At 40.0% G+C, this 15,460-nt stretch carries 13 protein-coding genes and 1 pseudogene; 12 read left to right on the forward strand and 2 right to left on the reverse strand.

The genetic code is table 11. The features are described 5' to 3' along the window. Positions 1 to 72: 72 nt before the first annotated feature. Together CYJ72_RS07810 and CYJ72_RS07815 are read left to right on the forward strand one after the other, a co-directional pair. Positions 73 to 1,896 carry an ABC transporter ATP-binding protein gene (locus tag CYJ72_RS07810; RefSeq protein WP_066126043.1) on the forward strand — a complete coding sequence of 608 codons (1,824 nt, stop codon included), beginning with the start codon at positions 73 to 75 and terminating at the stop codon, positions 1,894 to 1,896. Continuing rightward, positions 1,896 to 3,722 (forward strand): ABC transporter ATP-binding protein, encoded by a 1,827-nt coding sequence (locus tag CYJ72_RS07815; RefSeq protein WP_066126044.1) that lies wholly within the window; start codon positions 1,896 to 1,898, stop codon positions 3,720 to 3,722. Before CYJ72_RS07810 ends, CYJ72_RS07815 begins: the two co-directional genes overlap by 1 nt. 670 nt (positions 3,723 to 4,392) lie before the next feature. Here the strand turns inward: CYJ72_RS07815 and CYJ72_RS07820 are convergent. Next, entirely contained in the window at positions 4,393 to 5,064 is a 672-nt protein-coding gene (locus tag CYJ72_RS07820; protein ID WP_284629136.1) for a potassium channel family protein, read from the reverse strand. 99 nt (positions 5,065 to 5,163) lie between these two features. On the opposite strand from CYJ72_RS07820, the gene rlmH reads away from it, so the two are divergent. The 10 genes and pseudogenes from rlmH to CYJ72_RS07870 all read left to right on the forward strand — a co-directional run bounded on the left by rlmH (position 5,164) and on the right by CYJ72_RS07870 (position 13,891). Continuing rightward, positions 5,164 to 5,643 carry a 23S rRNA (pseudouridine(1915)-N(3))-methyltransferase RlmH gene (gene rlmH, locus CYJ72_RS07825; protein ID WP_066126047.1) on the forward strand — a complete coding sequence of 160 codons (480 nt, stop codon included), beginning with the start codon at positions 5,164 to 5,166 and terminating at the stop codon, positions 5,641 to 5,643. 421 nt (positions 5,644 to 6,064) lie between these two features. Continuing rightward, positions 6,065 to 6,843 (forward strand): annotated as a pseudogene (locus CYJ72_RS07830) (thymidylate synthase); the annotation flags it as partial. Positions 6,844 to 6,857: 14 nt separating this feature from the next. Further along, complete coding sequence (locus CYJ72_RS07835) at positions 6,858 to 7,169, forward strand: dihydrofolate reductase (RefSeq protein WP_284629139.1); 312 nt, start codon at positions 6,858 to 6,860, stop codon at positions 7,167 to 7,169. Then, positions 7,150 to 7,356: a dihydrofolate reductase gene (locus tag CYJ72_RS07840; protein ID WP_284629141.1), complete on the forward strand. Its 207-nt coding sequence runs from the start codon at positions 7,150 to 7,152 to the stop codon at positions 7,354 to 7,356. Before CYJ72_RS07835 ends, CYJ72_RS07840 begins: the two co-directional genes overlap by 20 nt. A gap of 250 nt (positions 7,357 to 7,606) precedes the next feature. Then, positions 7,607 to 8,998, forward strand: coding sequence for an ISLre2 family transposase (locus tag CYJ72_RS07845; protein ID WP_284629143.1), 1,392 nt, complete (start codon positions 7,607 to 7,609; stop codon positions 8,996 to 8,998). Between the two features lie 341 nt (positions 8,999 to 9,339). Then, complete coding sequence (locus tag CYJ72_RS07850) at positions 9,340 to 10,287, forward strand: metal ABC transporter solute-binding protein, Zn/Mn family (RefSeq protein WP_284629145.1); 948 nt, start codon at positions 9,340 to 9,342, stop codon at positions 10,285 to 10,287. A 163-nt stretch (positions 10,288 to 10,450) separates the two neighbouring features. Further along, positions 10,451 to 11,194 (forward strand): metal ABC transporter ATP-binding protein, encoded by a 744-nt coding sequence (locus CYJ72_RS07855; RefSeq protein ID WP_284629147.1) that lies wholly within the window; start codon positions 10,451 to 10,453, stop codon positions 11,192 to 11,194. 5 nt (positions 11,195 to 11,199) lie between these two features. Continuing rightward, on the forward strand, positions 11,200 to 12,126 hold the full coding sequence (locus CYJ72_RS07860) for a metal ABC transporter permease (RefSeq protein WP_284629149.1): 927 nt from the start codon (positions 11,200 to 11,202) through the stop codon (positions 12,124 to 12,126). Continuing rightward, entirely contained in the window at positions 12,123 to 13,028 is a 906-nt protein-coding gene (locus tag CYJ72_RS07865; RefSeq protein WP_284629151.1) for a metal ABC transporter permease, read from the forward strand. Before CYJ72_RS07860 ends, CYJ72_RS07865 begins: the two co-directional genes overlap by 4 nt. A gap of 134 nt (positions 13,029 to 13,162) precedes the next feature. Further along, complete coding sequence (locus CYJ72_RS07870; protein ID WP_071408067.1) at positions 13,163 to 13,891, forward strand: DUF554 domain-containing protein; 729 nt, start codon at positions 13,163 to 13,165, stop codon at positions 13,889 to 13,891. Positions 13,892 to 14,445: 554 nt separating this feature from the next. Here CYJ72_RS07870 and CYJ72_RS07875 read toward each other — a convergent pair. Then, entirely contained in the window at positions 14,446 to 15,408 is a 963-nt protein-coding gene (locus tag CYJ72_RS07875; protein ID WP_284629154.1) for an IS30 family transposase, read from the reverse strand. Positions 15,409 to 15,460: the final 52 nt, after the last annotated feature.

Raw genomic sequence — 15,460 nt, forward strand, 5'->3', positions numbered from 1 at the left:
AATACTAACCATTCATACACTTCTGAATAGGGAGTGTATTTTTTTTGGTAAGATACGATTGAGGTGATGAAGATGAAAGAAAAAATGAAGTATTCAAAAATTTTATTGAAGGAATTATATGCATTCAAACCGACAGTATTTATAGCCATTCTTTTAGCTACCCTTATTAGCGCGGCCTTACCCTTACTCCAATTGCTTTTATCTGCTTTTGTGATTCAGTGGTTAATGGAAGGGGTAGCGATTAGGGAGTACTTGCTTAGACTACTCGTGTTTATTGTTCTTATTGGAATAGCTCAAATGGGTAACTATTATTTTATGCTTTATCAAGAAGAGAATATGAACCATTTGAGAGATTTTATGAGAAATAAAATTGAAACGAAGTATTTGAAGCTGGATTATCCGCTCATTATAGGAAAAGAAGCGCAAGAAAGATATAACAATGCCAGTGAATTAACCGACAATAATACGACCCTTTTTGGCCGATTGGTAACGGAAATCATTGAATTAATGAGTTCGTTTCTAGGGGTTGTTTTGTATATCAATATATTAAGTCAACTAGAATCTCTGTTTCTTGTTTTAGTAGGTGTCTTTCTGCTTATCGTTGTCTTCTTTAACGTATGGCAAGTGAAGATGGACCGCAAATTATTTCAAGCGAAAGCAGCCAATTCCCAAAAATTACGTTACTTGAGAAAAGTGTACGGGGAATCCCGTATAACTAAAGATGTACGGATTTTCCAGATGAAAGACTGGTTCAAGCAAGTTGAAGATAAAACAATTGCGGAATACCACCGGATCATCAAACCGAAAGTAAGGGTGACATGGACAGAAAGCACCTTGGTAAATGTAGGGATTATCGGTCTATCCGCCTTATCTTATATTAGAAGTGTTCAATTGATTGCGGCGGGAGCTATTCCGGTTTCTAGCTTTGTCATCTTTGCCGGGTCTGTTACAATCCTGGCTCAAACCATCATGACCTTAGTCAATGCTATAGGTAAAATGAATACGAGTTTAAATGAGACAAAAAAATATGATGACTTTATGTCTCAGGGTCAAGTATTTAACCATGAAGAGGGCAGATCTTTGCCAAAAGAACCCTTGTCCATCGAATTAAAAAATGTGTCCTATACTTATCCGAATAATGATACACCAACGATAAATAATGTATCTTTAACCATTAAACCTTACGAAAATCTAGCTATAGTAGGAGAAAATGGGGCTGGGAAATCGACGCTGTCTAATTTAATTGCCGGTTTGCTTAAACCGGATAGTGGAGAAATTTATATTAACGGAGTAGCTCAGAGTGAGTTTAATATTTCAGACTATTATGCTTTATTTGCGCCTGTATTTCAGGAGAAATTTTTATTGACCTATTCCATTAAAGAGACGGTCATTCAAGGCTTGCCCTTTGATGAACTGAAGTATAATCGTGTTCTTAAACAAAGTGGCTTGACTGACATCATTTCAAAATTCAAATCGAGAGACGAGACAAAAATTGTGCGCGCCGTTTATCCAGATGGAGTGAATTTGTCCGGAGGGCAGTTACAAAAACTGAAACTGGCTCAAGCCTTATATAAAGACGCACCCGTTCTCTTACTGGATGAACCGACAGCGGCTTTGGATCCCATCGCCGAACATCAGATTTATCAGGATTACTTCCAGTTTTCTAAAGATAAATTGTCTGTTTTTATTTCTCACCGCCTTTCATCAACTCGTTTTTGTGATCGCATCATTTACATCAAAGATGGAGACATAACAGAAGTCGGAACGCACGAAGAATTAATGGCTAAGCAAAAAGATTACTTTAAGCTTTACGAAGCACAAGCTTATTACTATAAACATGATAAGGAAGAAAAAGAGGAAGAAGACGAGCCAGTCGTTACAGGAGGGGTGATTTAATGGAAAAACTGACCGTGTATAAACGTGCCTTTAAAGATTTGTTTAAAATAGGCAAAACTTACTATGTGCTGTTCTTTATCCATTCATTGGCGAGATACAGTTTGCCTTTTTTCGGCTACATCTATATGACCCAAATTGTGGATGCCTTAACAAGGAATGACATGACCCGGATTCCTTCATTAATCGTGCAGTATTTAGTAATCTTGTTGGTGTTGCAGCTGATTTCTGGATGGATAGACCCGCTAGTCACTCATGAGGATTCTCTGTTTTTGAGAAAACTCTTTGCTGAACCAAATAAAAAGATGTTAACTATGCATTACCATTATGCAGAAAGTTCCGAAGTAAGAGAAGAATTAGATATCATCAACCGTAATATGATGAGCAGCCAATCTTCACTTCCAATGATTAATGTCCGTATAAAAGAAATGATGCCTGGATTGGTCAGTATTATATGGGGGGGTATTTTACTCACTCCGTTATTTAGAGTAGACACAGCCTTATTGCCAGACGGATTCTGGTGGATGCGTCCGAGTCTTATTATTAGTGTCTTCCTCCTACTGATTGGAATCAGTGTATGGATTCAAATCGCGTCATCCAAAAAATCAAGCGAACGAATTACAGCGCTTCTTGCGGAATTGAAAGAATCTAATGCCCGATTTTTCTATGAAGATGGGCTTCTTCAGGACTTTAAGTCTGGAAAAGAAATGCGCCTCTACAAATTAACTGAAAAAATGATCGAAAATAAAAGAGCTGAGTCTGAACAGACAGGAAGATTACTGTCTGAAAACTATAAACGCTTTCGATCCATGATGATCCCTACTACCGGCTTATTTCAGGTGATGACCTATTTGACCTATGCCTATGTCGGCTTGCTTGTTTTAATCGGAGCTTTACCTGTTGCTTTGATTATTCAACTTTCCAGCGCACTCAGTCAAATGGTCTCTGCTTTACCAGATGTTATCCAGCACGGCATGATGATGATTTCTTCACCAGGTGAATTAGAGCAGTATTATGCATTCATGGACTTGCCTGATGAAGAGGTCGTCGGCAGTTTACCTGTAGAAAAAAGGTTAGATAATGACTATCATTTCGCAATAGAGAATATGAGTTTTTCTTATCCCGGCTCAGATGAAACAGTCCTAAAGAACATCACTGAAAAGTTTGAAGTCGGTAAAAAGTATGCCATAGTTGGAGAAAATGGCTCAGGTAAAACAACGTTTATTAAGCTACTGACTCGTTTATATGAACCGAGTGAAGGGACAATAAAAATGAATAAAATCGATGCCCATAAGTATGATTTAAGAGAATACTTCAATCTGTTTGGCGTTGTCTTCCAGGACTACCATCTAGTCGGATTTTCATTGGGACAAAACGTTTCTGTAAAACCCTCTTTTGATAGAAAGAAAGTGTTGTCTACCTTAGATAAAGTCGGGTTAGGCGACTTCGTTAGAAATCTACCTAATCAGGAAGAAACCTACCTGGGAACAGAATTTGAAGAATCAGGCGTCAGTGTCTCTGGGGGCCAAGAACAGAAAATAGCCATCGCTCGGTCTTTATATAAGGATGCGCCAGTTATGATTTTAGATGAGCCGACCGCTGCACTGGACCCAATGACTGAATTTGAAATATATCAAAACTTTGATAACTTAGTAAAAGATAAAACAGCTTTTTATATTTCCCATAGACTCTCAAGCTCCAAATTCTGCGATGAAATACTCGTTTTTGATCAAGGGGAGATCGTACAAAGAGGCACACACAAAGAACTGGTGAATGAAAAAGGAAAGTACCAGGAATTATGGAGTGCACAGGCACAGTATTATCAGTAAGTAAGAGTGAAAGTGAGAGAATTGAAGTTTAGCGTTTTTTGTTGACATGAACTCCATTTTTTTCGTTAAAAATGCAGTTCATTGGTAAATGCCAAAGCTGAACTCAACATTTCTGTTTGAAAGTGAAGTTCAGCAAATAATAATCTACTAAACTCAACTTAAAGCAGAAATATTTAATAAGAATTTGGTGTGTTGCATTTCATAATACAACACACCAATTCTTTTATTGTTATTATTGTTACTGAAAACTATCAAAATGTATAGAAATCAAGAAGTTTAATCAATGCCCTTTTTCTTAACGGCAGGCCTTTGGTCTGTCATTTTTATATATTTATGATCAATGTATACCAAAAAACAATTATAATGATAGTTCAAAAATAAATTATAATTAATTTCACCACCTATCCACACACTTATGCACAGAAAACTGTTGATAACTAGATTCCTATGTTGATAAGCTTAGTTTGTAAATAGTAACTATTTCGTTAACATGAAAATAATGATGCATCAAGCTTTATAAAGGTTTTTGGCAATAAAAAGAGTTATCCACAATTTCTGTGCATAACTCCTGTTGATAAATAAAAAATCATCATAAAATGAGCGTATCATATATTATTTTTAACATAAAACCTTATGGCTAGTAATAGGAAATATTGATGATTAATAGATTTTAATTAATACGATCTAAATAATCATGTTCTTCAAATCGATGCGAATCCGTAATCGCCACAAAAATCATTCCGTTTTCAATCGGTGTTTGAATATTTAAAGTTGAAGTCATTTTTGCGCCTTTGTATGGGCGATACCCGATGACGTTCATGTCGTAGTTTTTACGTAATTCTAAAGCTAAGATTGATTTGCCGACCCATTTATCCGGAACAGAGAATTCAACGATTGAAGTGTTATCATCCAGTGACAATACTTCTCCGATATGAGTTCTCAATAGTTGAGAAGCTAAACGTTTACCTGAATCACGTTCAGGTGAAATAATTTTAGTTGCTCCCAATTCCTTTAAGGCTTGTTCAAAAACAGCACTGTGTGCTTTGACAATAATATGAGGGACGCCTAATCGTTTACAGTGCATGACTGCGAGTACCGCACTTTCCAAATTAGTACCCGTTGCGACAACTACTGCATCACAATTAGCGATACCAATATCTTCTAATAAATCATAATCGGTAAAGTCTCCGATGGTGGCTGTTGTGACATCATCGGCTACTAAATCAATGTTATGTTGGTCTTTGTCAACAACAATTACCTCACGGCCAAAACGGCCAAGTTGTTTTGCGATAGTTCTTCCAAAGACACCTAATCCTAAAACACCAATAATTGTGGGTTTCAAAATATTTCCTCCATTCAAATGTATCATTCGATAGTATAATGATACAAAATATTTTCAATAAATGCTATGATTATTATGAAAAGATTAAAGGGTGATCAAATGAATATTGAAATAATTTGTGTTGGTAAATTAAAAGAAAAATATTTGAAACAGGGTATTGCTGAATATATTAAAAGATTAGGTAATTATGCTCAAGTTAAAATATTCGAAGTGCCCGATGAAGCGACTGCTGAGTCAATGAGTGATAATGAAATCCAGTTGGTTTTAAATAAAGAAGCTGAAAAGATTAGTGCTCGAATAGATGCGAACCGCAAAGTGATTGTTTTAGCAATTGAAGGGAAATTAATAACCTCTGAAGAATTAGCCAATACCTTGGAAAACTATGCGACCTATGGTCATAGTAAAGTGACCTTTATTATTGGTGGCTCACTCGGCCTTGCTGAAGAATTAAAGCAGCGGGCTGATTTAAGTGTGAGTTTTGGACGTATAACTTTACCTCATCAATTGATGCGTTTAGTGTTGGTTGAGCAAATTTATCGTGCATTTAGAATTATCAATGGGCATGCGTACCATAAATGATGATAAAAATTTCATGTGTTTAGTAAATAAGAGTGTCTATTCAATCTTCTATATCCTCTAAAATCATCGGGGGTTCGGGGGATTACTAGATAGTCCTTAGTTGAAGTAAGTAAGAGCCCGTAGATAGGAAAACCCAACTTGATCATCTATCTAATCAAAAAAATAAAGCAGAGTTTACAGGAAAACCTGTGAGCTCTGCTTTGTGGTGTTTGCCGAAGAGGAAATGAGGTCCTCACTCAAACTCCTATCCTTCTAAAATCGTCGGGAAATCGGGAAGTCTCCTATGTCGTCTTATGTGTCTCCTCTCTGAAACCGTCGGGGCTTCGGGGAATGGTTATACCCATATCTCAATCGGACGACGCGAAAAGAACCCTCCGTCTGGAAGGTTCTCTTGTTTGGAACTGTTTGTCTCGTGGCCAATGTCTTGAGTGAGTCACTCTGGTTCTTACGGGGGATACCAACATTCAATTTTTGTTGGAACACAACAATCACATTTGGTACGAGTGGGCCTTTGAAAGATACGTCGACAGCGACGACTATACGGGACCGAACATGACTGATTTTGGTCTGCGCGTCTTAGAAGATGATGCTTTCAAAAAAGTTTATGACGAGGAAATGTTAAAATTCCAAGACAAGGTTCTAAATGATCTGGAATTCTTTCAAAAACATGGTGAATTGGGAGATGTCTACGGCAAACAGTGGCGCGCTTGGCAAACACGTCAAGGGGAGACTTTGGATCAGATTGCCGACGTCATTGAGCAAATCAAAGAGAATCCAGATTCAAGGCGTTTGATTGTTTCGGCTTGGAACCCGGAAGGTGTGCCCAATATGGCCTTACCTCCATGTCATACTTTGTTTCAGTTCTACGTTCAAGATGGAAAATTAAGCTGTCAATTGTATCAAAGAAGCGCCGATTTGTTCTTAGGGGTTCCTTTCAATATCGCCAGCTATGCCTTATTGACCCATCTGATTGCCCGTGAAACCGGTTTGGAAGTGGGAGATTTCGTGCACACCTTTGGCGATGCCCATTTATATACCAATCACATGGAACAAGCCGAACTTCTTCTCAGCCGTGACCCTAAAGATTTACCGACGCTTGTTATCGATTCAGACACGCCCATGGATGAATTAAGTGTGGATGACATCCGAGTGGAAGGCTATGACCCACACCCAGGAATTCGTGCACCCATCGCCGTTTAAAAAGGAGAGTGCCAGTGATTATCTTTGTATACGCCCAAGACCAACAAGGAGGCATTGGTGTCAACAATCAATTGCCTTGGAATCTACCCAATGATTTAAAGTTCTTTAGAGACACAACTATGGGACATACCATATTGATGGGACGCAAAACTTTTGAATCTCTCGGCAAACGCCTACTTCCAGGACGAAAAACAATTGTTTTGTCTCGAGATCCTCATTATGGTGCCGACATTCAGGGCCTGACTGTGATTACTAATCGTCAAGAAGCCTTGGATATGGCCACTCAAGAAGCCCTCATGGTCATCGGTGGAACAGAAATTTTTTAATTTATTTTGGGACGATGTGAATAAAATTATCCGCACCAATATTCGACATACCTATGAGTGCGATACTTTTATGCCACCCATTGATCCAGGAGTTTTTATCTTGGAAACGTCCATTCCCGGTGAAACCAATCCCGAAGATCCTGTCGACTATGCCTATGAGTATTGGGTACGCAAGGACACCCCATAAGCCAGTCTTTATTTCAAAAGCTCTTCCCTAAAGTCAGAGTGGGGCTTTTTCCTTTTGTTTTCTAATCTAAGAATCAAAATAAAGGAGTTGAACGAACATTGGTCAGAAGAGAAAACGCTGGGAAAATTTGTCGCTATTTTATAAATTGATCAACTTAGTGTAAAATAACTGTTGGTCATCTAAAAGCAAAAAAGATAATCCTCTGCTATACTGTAAGTAGGTAAATACACAGAAAGGTAGAGGATTATCCATGAGTATTATAACACAAATTATGCAAAAAATTAATGAAATGATGGCAGATTTATATAATCAAGCGATTCAAGGTGAAGTAGATTTTTCAACATGCATCAAAACCATTAGCAATACGATGCGTCAACTCTCAGTCGATTTAGGAGAAGATCTCTGTACAACAATTGAGGAATCACTCTTTGAAAGTCCTGCAAGAAAAGCAAGATATAGCGTTCATCGTTGCGATGATGAAAAAACAATCTCCACACTGATTGGTGACATTAAACTCTCAAGGCGTTATTACAAAGATAAACAAACGGGTGAGTTCTGCTATTTATTGGATGACTTCTTATCGCTCACGCCTCACCAGCGCGTGGATCTCGAGCTAGAAGCAGCCATTTACGAGAAGGCTAGTAAGCATTCTTATCAAGAGACCATTGATAGCTTCGAACATATCGGGATTTATAGTCGCCAGACAGTCAAGAATATTGTGCATAAGTATCGCCCAGATTCTGTTGCGTTACCGGTGGAAGCAAAGCGTCAGGTAGACTGCTTATATATTGAAGCTGATGAAGACCATGTAGCTTATCAAGATGGGAAGAATCGGGAAATGCGCTTGGCGTATGTTCACGAAGGATACAAAGAAAATTTAGAAGCAAGTGACCGAAAAGAATTAAATATTAGTCGCATCTTCACAGGCTTATACGAAGATAGCGAGGAATTGTGGGAAGATGTTTATTACTATCTCGACCAACAATACGATTTAGCAGCCTGTCCGACCCTTTATTTAAGTGGAGACGGGGCTCACTGGATTAAGAAAGGGTTGGACTATCTACCGACTCAAACACGCTTTGTTCTTGACCCTTATCATACGGTTAAATACCTTCGTCAGGCATGTGTTGGTATCAGTAATGATCATTTATACGCCACTTTACATCGTTGGCTTTATACAGGTGAAAAAGGCTATTTACAGGACTACTTCGAAGTGCGACTCAGCGATCCGTCGCTACCCGACTCTTCGAAACAAACGCTTCAAAAGGTCCGTCGCTATCTGATAGGCAATTGGGATTCTATTCAAAGACAAAGGGACCCACAATATATCGGTTGTAGTGCCGAAGGTCACGTCAGCCATTGGTTAAGTGCTCGTTTAAGTTCGCGACCGCTAGGATGGAGTACAACAGGAGCAGAAAACATCGCTAAAGCCCGTGCTTATGACTTAAATGGTGGCGATTTAAAAACTTGGGTAACAAATCAAATTAAAACAAAAGAAAGAAAAAGAAGAGTAGAGAAATTAGATGGCCGTGTGGGGCGGAAATACGTTCGTCAGTATGATTGGAGTGGTAAAGTAGCCATCTTACACTATTCCAATAACACACGCAGTCGCCAGGCTTTTGGGACAATCGCTGGTTATTGAAATATAGTAGATTGAAGCCAGTCTTCATAATGATAGCTAAAGGCGATGAAGTGAATGCTTGATAGCGAGCAACGGCATGGTACTGGCGTCTAGCGAGACTGGATTGGATATAGGGAATACCTCCCTAAAGACTTCCAGAACCCATTATGCCGCTAGCGGCTCGCTATCAAGGATAGTGGTTAAAATACGGAATCCATGAAACTGGGTTCAGAGAATTAGTAAAAAGTATGGTAGAGGAAAACCAACAATAATTTGACACTATCATTGATCAAAGTGGAGTTGACAGAAATTATATTTTAGGTTAGACTAAATTTATCATAAAAAAGGAGACGATAGGTTATATGAATAATTTATTTAAGAGAAGCTTGGTAGTTCTTGTTGCGCTGGCTTTAATGATCGGTGGTCTATTTGTTTCAACGCCATCCGCACAAGCGGAAGCTGAGAAATTAGACGTTGTTGTTACGACCACACACATGAAGGACTTGCTTGAAGTTGTCGGCGGGGAGCACGTAAAAGTGACCGGTCTTATGGGACCTGGGGTTGACCCACACGGTTATGAACCAACCCCTTCAGACATTGATGCTGTTAACAATGCGGATTTAGTAGGATACAATGGCCTGCACTTAGAAGCCATGTTCACAGATATCTTCGAAAAGATGGCAGAATCCGATGATGTTAACATCTTCTCATTGGAAGAAGCTCTTAAAGACGGTCAAGTTCTTGACTATGTCTACGAAGACAAAGATTTAGACCTAGATCCACACATCTGGTTCGACATCCAAATCTGGCAACAAGCCACTCAATTAGTTGCTGATAAGTTAGCAGAAGTGGATCCAGACAACGCCAAAGACTACCAAGCCAATGCGGATGCATACGTGAAGGAATTGGACGAGCTAGACAAGCAAATTGCTGACTTAGTTGCTGAAGTTCCAGAAGAATCACGTTACCTAGTAACTGCTCACGACGCTTTCTCATACTTTGGTAAAAACTACGGCTTCAACGTCGAAAGTATCCAAGGTCTGAACACACAAACCGAAGCTGGTACAGGGGACATCGCTAAAGTTGCTGACCTTGTCATCGACAAGAAGATCAAAGCATGTTTCATCGAAAGTTCTGTTTCAGATCGTAACGTTAAAGCGTTGGTCGAAGCAGTCGAAGCAAAAGGTGGAAATCTAGAAATCGGCGGAGAGCTATACTCAGACGCCCTAGGTACTGACGAAGAAAAAGCAGGTAACTACATCGACGCTTATGTGACAAACATTTCAACCATTGTGAATGCTTTAAAATAACTCTTTGATATAAGAATTTTACGGCTGACTCACAGGGCCGCCGTTTTCTTATTGCAAAAATTCTCCCTGACAAGGTCTAAAAATCGATTCAGGAAAAAGTTTAGGCCAGAGTAAAATTAATGACTATCAATTGTTTTGATTCAATTAGAAAGTAGGTTCGAAAATGACTAATAATGCGATTACAGTCGATCAATTAACCGTTGCTTACGATGGGCATCCCGTCTTATGGAACGTGGATGTAAAGTTTTTGAAAGGGCAACGCACCGCCATCGTCGGTCCCAATGGAGCAGGTAAATCCACACTGCTCAATGGGATGTTGGGCCTTTTGAAGCCAATCGCCGGTCAGGTCACTTATCAATTGGACGGTGAATCTTATTGTTATGAGGAAGTCAAACGCCGCTTAGCTTACGTGCCTCAAAGAACCAGTGTAGACTGGGACTTTCCCACTTCTGCTTTGGATGTGGTTTTGATGGGAAGATATGGGCACTTAAAGTTTGGTCAAAGACCCAGTAAAGAAGACCGAGAAATTGCCAAGATGAATTTGGAACGTGTCGGAATGGGTACTTTTGCGGATCGTCAAATTTCACAACTTTCAGGCGGTCAGCGCCAGCGTGTTTTCTTAGCCCGAGCTCTTTGTGAAGACGCGGATATCATTATTTTGGACGAACCATTGGCTGGTGTAGACATGAAGACGGAGAAAATCTTGATGGATCTCTTGCGCCAGCAGGCAGAACTGGGACGAACAGTCATTGCGGTTCATCATGATTTGGATACGGTTAAAGATTATTTTGATCAAGTGGTCTTTTTGAACCGTGAAGTCGTGGCTGCAGGACCTGTCAAGGAGTTTTACACGGCTGCCAATATTGAAGAAACTTATCGACAAGACCATAACTTAGGGGAAGGGTGAGTGATGTGGATTCAATTGCCAACATTTTAAATAACCATACTTTCCAAGTGGTAGCGACGGGTACCGCACTTTTGGGTGTTTTCAGTGGAGTATTGGGAGTTTTCCTGACCTTAAGAAAGCAAAGTCTTTTGGGAGATGCCTTGGGGCATGCGTCTTTACCGGGAATTGTCATTGGTTTTATTTTAACAGGTAGCAAGAACATGTTTGCCTTATTAGCGGGAGCTACAATTTTTGGTTGGTTGGCTTCCTGGTTGATCAATTTTATTTCTCAAAGAAATTCTGTGGTCAAACAAGACAGCGCCTTGGCTTTGGTATTATCCACTTTCTTTGGATTAGGAACAGCGCTGTTAACGTCTGTTCAAAAGACGCCCAATGCCGCTCAAGCGGGTCTGCATAATTTTATCTTTGGACAAGCCAGTGGAATGCTCAAGCAAGAAGTCAATGTTTTGATCATCATTGGAATGATAATTCTTGCACTGGTCATTGTTTTTTGGAAGGAGTTCAAGGTCATTACCTTCGATGCTCACTTTGCCCAAACTTTGCCGGGTCCCTACCGATTTTTTGCCTTTCTTTTGTCTCTACTGATTGTGGTAGCCATCGTAATGGGGCTTGAATCGGTCGGAGTTGTTTTAATTTCGGCCTTGCTTGTGAATCCAGCCATTGCGGCTCGCCAGTGGTCCAACCGCATGTCAGTCGTTGTCGGTTTATCGGGCCTCTTTGGTGGAATATCTGGTTTGTTAGGAACCTTCTTGAGCTCCACAGGCAAACAGATTCCTACAGGTGCCACCATTGTAATCGTCGCCACGTGTCTCACAATTATCAGTGTGTGTTTTGCACCTGAACGTGGATTAATTGCGAGACGCCGTCGTTCTCTTCGTCGTCAACGCCAATTAAAAGAAAGTCTGGCCCAGGAGAAAGGAGAATCTTTATGAGCCTCTTAATACAAATTACCTTCGTGGCCGTTGCAGTCGCTCTTTCCTGTGCAATTATCGGAAACTTTCTGGTCTTGCAAGGTAAAACCATGGTATCCGACGCGATCACCCATACGGTTCTTCTAGGAATCGTCATAGGTTTTTTTATCACCAAAGATCTTTCTTCACCACTGCTCATGGTGGGTGCAACGATCGTGGGGGTCATTACTGTCTTAGCTATTGAAGCTTTAAGAAGTACACAGCTCTTAGACCAGGATGCGTCCATCGGAATTGTGTTCCCTTTCTTGTTTAGTATTGCCATTATTCTGTTGACCCGCTATGCTGGGGATGTTCACTTGGACATTGACTCGGTTTTTATGGGACAGTTGGGATTCACGGTCTTTGACCGGATGGTCATTGCGGGTCATGATATTGGACCACGCGCTTTCTGGATCGCCGTGGTGATTTTCTTAGTGAACCTTGGTTATGTGCTTCATTTTTACAAGGAATTAAAGGTTTCGAGCTTTGACCCTCAATACGCCCATTCCTTGGGAATTCCGACCACCTTTCTTCATTATGGGCTCATGACGCTGGTAAGTTTAACCGCGGTTGGTGCTTTTGAAGCCGTCGGATCTATTTTGGTCGTTGGTTTTATGGTGGGCCCGGCTTTAACAGCCTATCTTTTATCCGATCGGTTGAGTCATGTGATTGTTCTCAGTTTAATCATTGCGGCCTTCAATGCCATTGTCGGTGTGCATCTGGCTTACAAAATGGATTTATCCTACGCCGGTGTGATTGCGGTTGTGACAGGAATCGTTGCTATGATTGCATTCTTGTTCTCACCGCGCAAAGGTCATTTGCGTGCTTGGTTTAACCGCCGGAAACGTCAACACGCATTAAATGAAAGCATTAAAAACTTATAAGACAAACGCACGTTTAAGAGCCTTCCCATCATCACCGGGAAGGCTCTTTCTTGTAAATTTTTACCACTCAAGAATGATTCATGATAAAATAAACGCATGGTCGATGTGAGAAAAGAGAAAGAGGAGAGTCATCTATGCCGATCGGTGTCCTTGTGAATTCATTGGGAATCTTTGTTGGAGGATTATTAGGTGGAAGCGTTGGTAAGAGGCTGAGTCGAGAGGCCAAAGAATCGCTCACCATGATTTTTGGTCTTTGTGCCTTCTTAATGGCAGTTGTGAATATGATCGCCCTCGAGAATTTGCCGGCAGTTGTATTGAGCCTGATTGTCGGCCTTTTGGTAGGAATGGGCTTGCGCTTTGATGAGAAAATTAATCAGGCGGCTGCCAATATGGAACGATGGGTGGCCAAAGTGATTCCTATCGGTAATCACGGTTTAGGTTCAAAGACTTACTTTTTCCAATTGACGACCATCATTGTGCTTTTTTGTGCCAGTGGGACAGGAATCTACGGATCTTTGGAATCAGGAATGACCGGTGATCATGGGTTGTTAATCACCAAGACCCTCTTGGATTTCTTTACTGCCATGATTTTTTCCGCTAGCTTAGGGCCCGTTGTTTCCTTTATTGCGGTGCCACAGGCGATTGTTTTCTTATCCTTGTTCTATGCCGGTGAAATAATTTTGGCCTATACGACACCCGCCATAATTGCGGATTTCAAGGCAGTGGGTGGGGTCTTGATTCTAGCTTCTGCACTCAATATTTTGGAGTTAAAACGTTTACCAGTCACCAACATGATTCCAGCCATGGCGGTCTCGCTACCCATTAGTTATCTATGGATCACCTATCTGGCGCAGTTCTTCTAGAAGAATCATTCCTTCAAGCTTTGTTAGATCCAGGATATGTTATAATAATTTCATTACAAAGGAGGCTTCTCCATGAAAGAATTAACCATTGAAAACTTACACAAGACCTATGGTACCAAGACCTTATTAGATGGTATTGATCTTTCTGTATATGTTAACTTAAAAGTGAGCCACTATATTAATTTTTGATTGTCAAATTAAGCTAGAATTTTTACCTAACACATAATACGAGTCATAATACGTTTGCTTTTTGTTTAATTGATAATTAAAATGCTTGTTCGAAAGTTCAAGTATAAATTATCCACTAACTTTAAGGTTTCCACAACGTCAGATTTGTGGCAAGTGTAGTGAGTCAGATTGATGCATTAAATCGTTAGAGCTTTACTTGGATGCTCCGGTATGATACTCGCTAATAGCGAGTTGGGGAAAGGGTTTGGGTAGGAGACCCAAAAAGCATCCCCAAATCATCATGCCGGGCTAGGCACCAAGTCAAGCTCTAACAATCAGGTGCCTTACGTAATGGATTCACTGTCTTAACAAACACATTGTGTGCATTAGAAAGCATCTATCCATCCAAGTTCCTTACAACAATCGATAAAAACTTCAATTGGCGTTCGATAACCTAATGATTTTCGTGGAATTTCATTGCGGAAATGAGCTGTTTGGCTGAGTATTTCCTGCGATATATCGGTAAAATCCATCCCCTTAGATAACCCATCTCTTCGAAGTAGTCCATTAGAGTGTTCATTTAAGCCGCGTTGTGACGGACAACCGGGATCAGCAAAGTAAATATTGATGTCATTGACATTTGAAATGGCTTGCCAATCAGAAAATTCTTTTCCACAATCAAACGTAATGGATTTAAATAAATTTCTCGGTAAATAAGCAAACCAGTTATCACAAGCGATTCGCACATCACTTGCTTTGCGACTGTTAATTTTTATCGGGATGATGAGTTTACTGATTCTTTCGACCAGTGTTAGGACTGCACTCTTATGGTCTTTTCCGACAATCGTGTCACCTTCTAGATGTCCAAATTCTTTCTCATATTGTGGATTTTCTTTTTGACGATCTTCGATGGTGCGTCTAAAGTGTTGTTTACCTCTTTTTTCCTGATACCCATTAGGTTTTCTCTTACCTTTCATCGGTAAAGTTGAGGGATCAAAGAGTTCCGAGTCTTTAAAACGACGATAAAGTGTTCGAGCTGTACATCCTAATGGGAGTTCATTCCGACCAATGATGACGTCAGGAGACCACCCCTGGTCCACTTTTTTCTTAATATATGTGATTTGTTTAGTGTTAAAGACCTTCTTTTTGGCACCACAGCGTGATTTATTCTCTTTATATTGATCGTAGTATTCCTGAATATTACCACTATTTTTAAGAAAATTAACGACGTTATAAATGGTTTGGATGACCCGATTTAATTTTTTAGCGATATCCGTTACTTTTTTACCGCTATCGTAATAATTTTCTATCCAAATCAATTCTTTCATGGTAAGATGTGTATAAGCCATTTGTATGTACTCCTTCCTTAGCATGTGTTCGTATGTTTAGGATACCATACAA

This window comes from Globicatella sanguinis (assembly GCF_002847845.2).
Lineage (GTDB): Bacteria > Bacillota > Bacilli > Lactobacillales > Aerococcaceae > Globicatella > Globicatella sanguinis.

Excerpts from the sequence above, each read along its gene's own strand:
- CYJ72_RS07810 (WP_066126043.1), top strand. The coding sequence starts at position 73 with ATGAAAGAAAAAATGAAGTATTCAAAAATTTTATTGAAGGAATTATAT.
- CYJ72_RS07815 (WP_066126044.1), top strand. The coding sequence starts at position 1,896 with ATGGAAAAACTGACCGTGTATAAACGTGCCTTTAAAGATTTGTTTAAA.
- rlmH (WP_066126047.1), top strand. The coding sequence starts at position 5,164 with ATGAATATTGAAATAATTTGTGTTGGTAAATTAAAAGAAAAATATTTG.
- CYJ72_RS07845 (WP_284629143.1), top strand. The coding sequence starts at position 7,607 with ATGAGTATTATAACACAAATTATGCAAAAAATTAATGAAATGATGGCA.
- CYJ72_RS07850 (WP_284629145.1), top strand. The coding sequence starts at position 9,340 with ATGAATAATTTATTTAAGAGAAGCTTGGTAGTTCTTGTTGCGCTGGCT.
- CYJ72_RS07855 (WP_284629147.1), top strand. The coding sequence starts at position 10,451 with ATGACTAATAATGCGATTACAGTCGATCAATTAACCGTTGCTTACGAT.
- CYJ72_RS07865 (WP_284629151.1), top strand. The coding sequence starts at position 12,123 with ATGAGCCTCTTAATACAAATTACCTTCGTGGCCGTTGCAGTCGCTCTT.
- CYJ72_RS07870 (WP_071408067.1), top strand. The coding sequence starts at position 13,163 with ATGCCGATCGGTGTCCTTGTGAATTCATTGGGAATCTTTGTTGGAGGA.
- CYJ72_RS07875 (WP_284629154.1), bottom strand. The coding sequence starts at position 15,408 with ATGGCTTATACACATCTTACCATGAAAGAATTGATTTGGATAGAAAAT.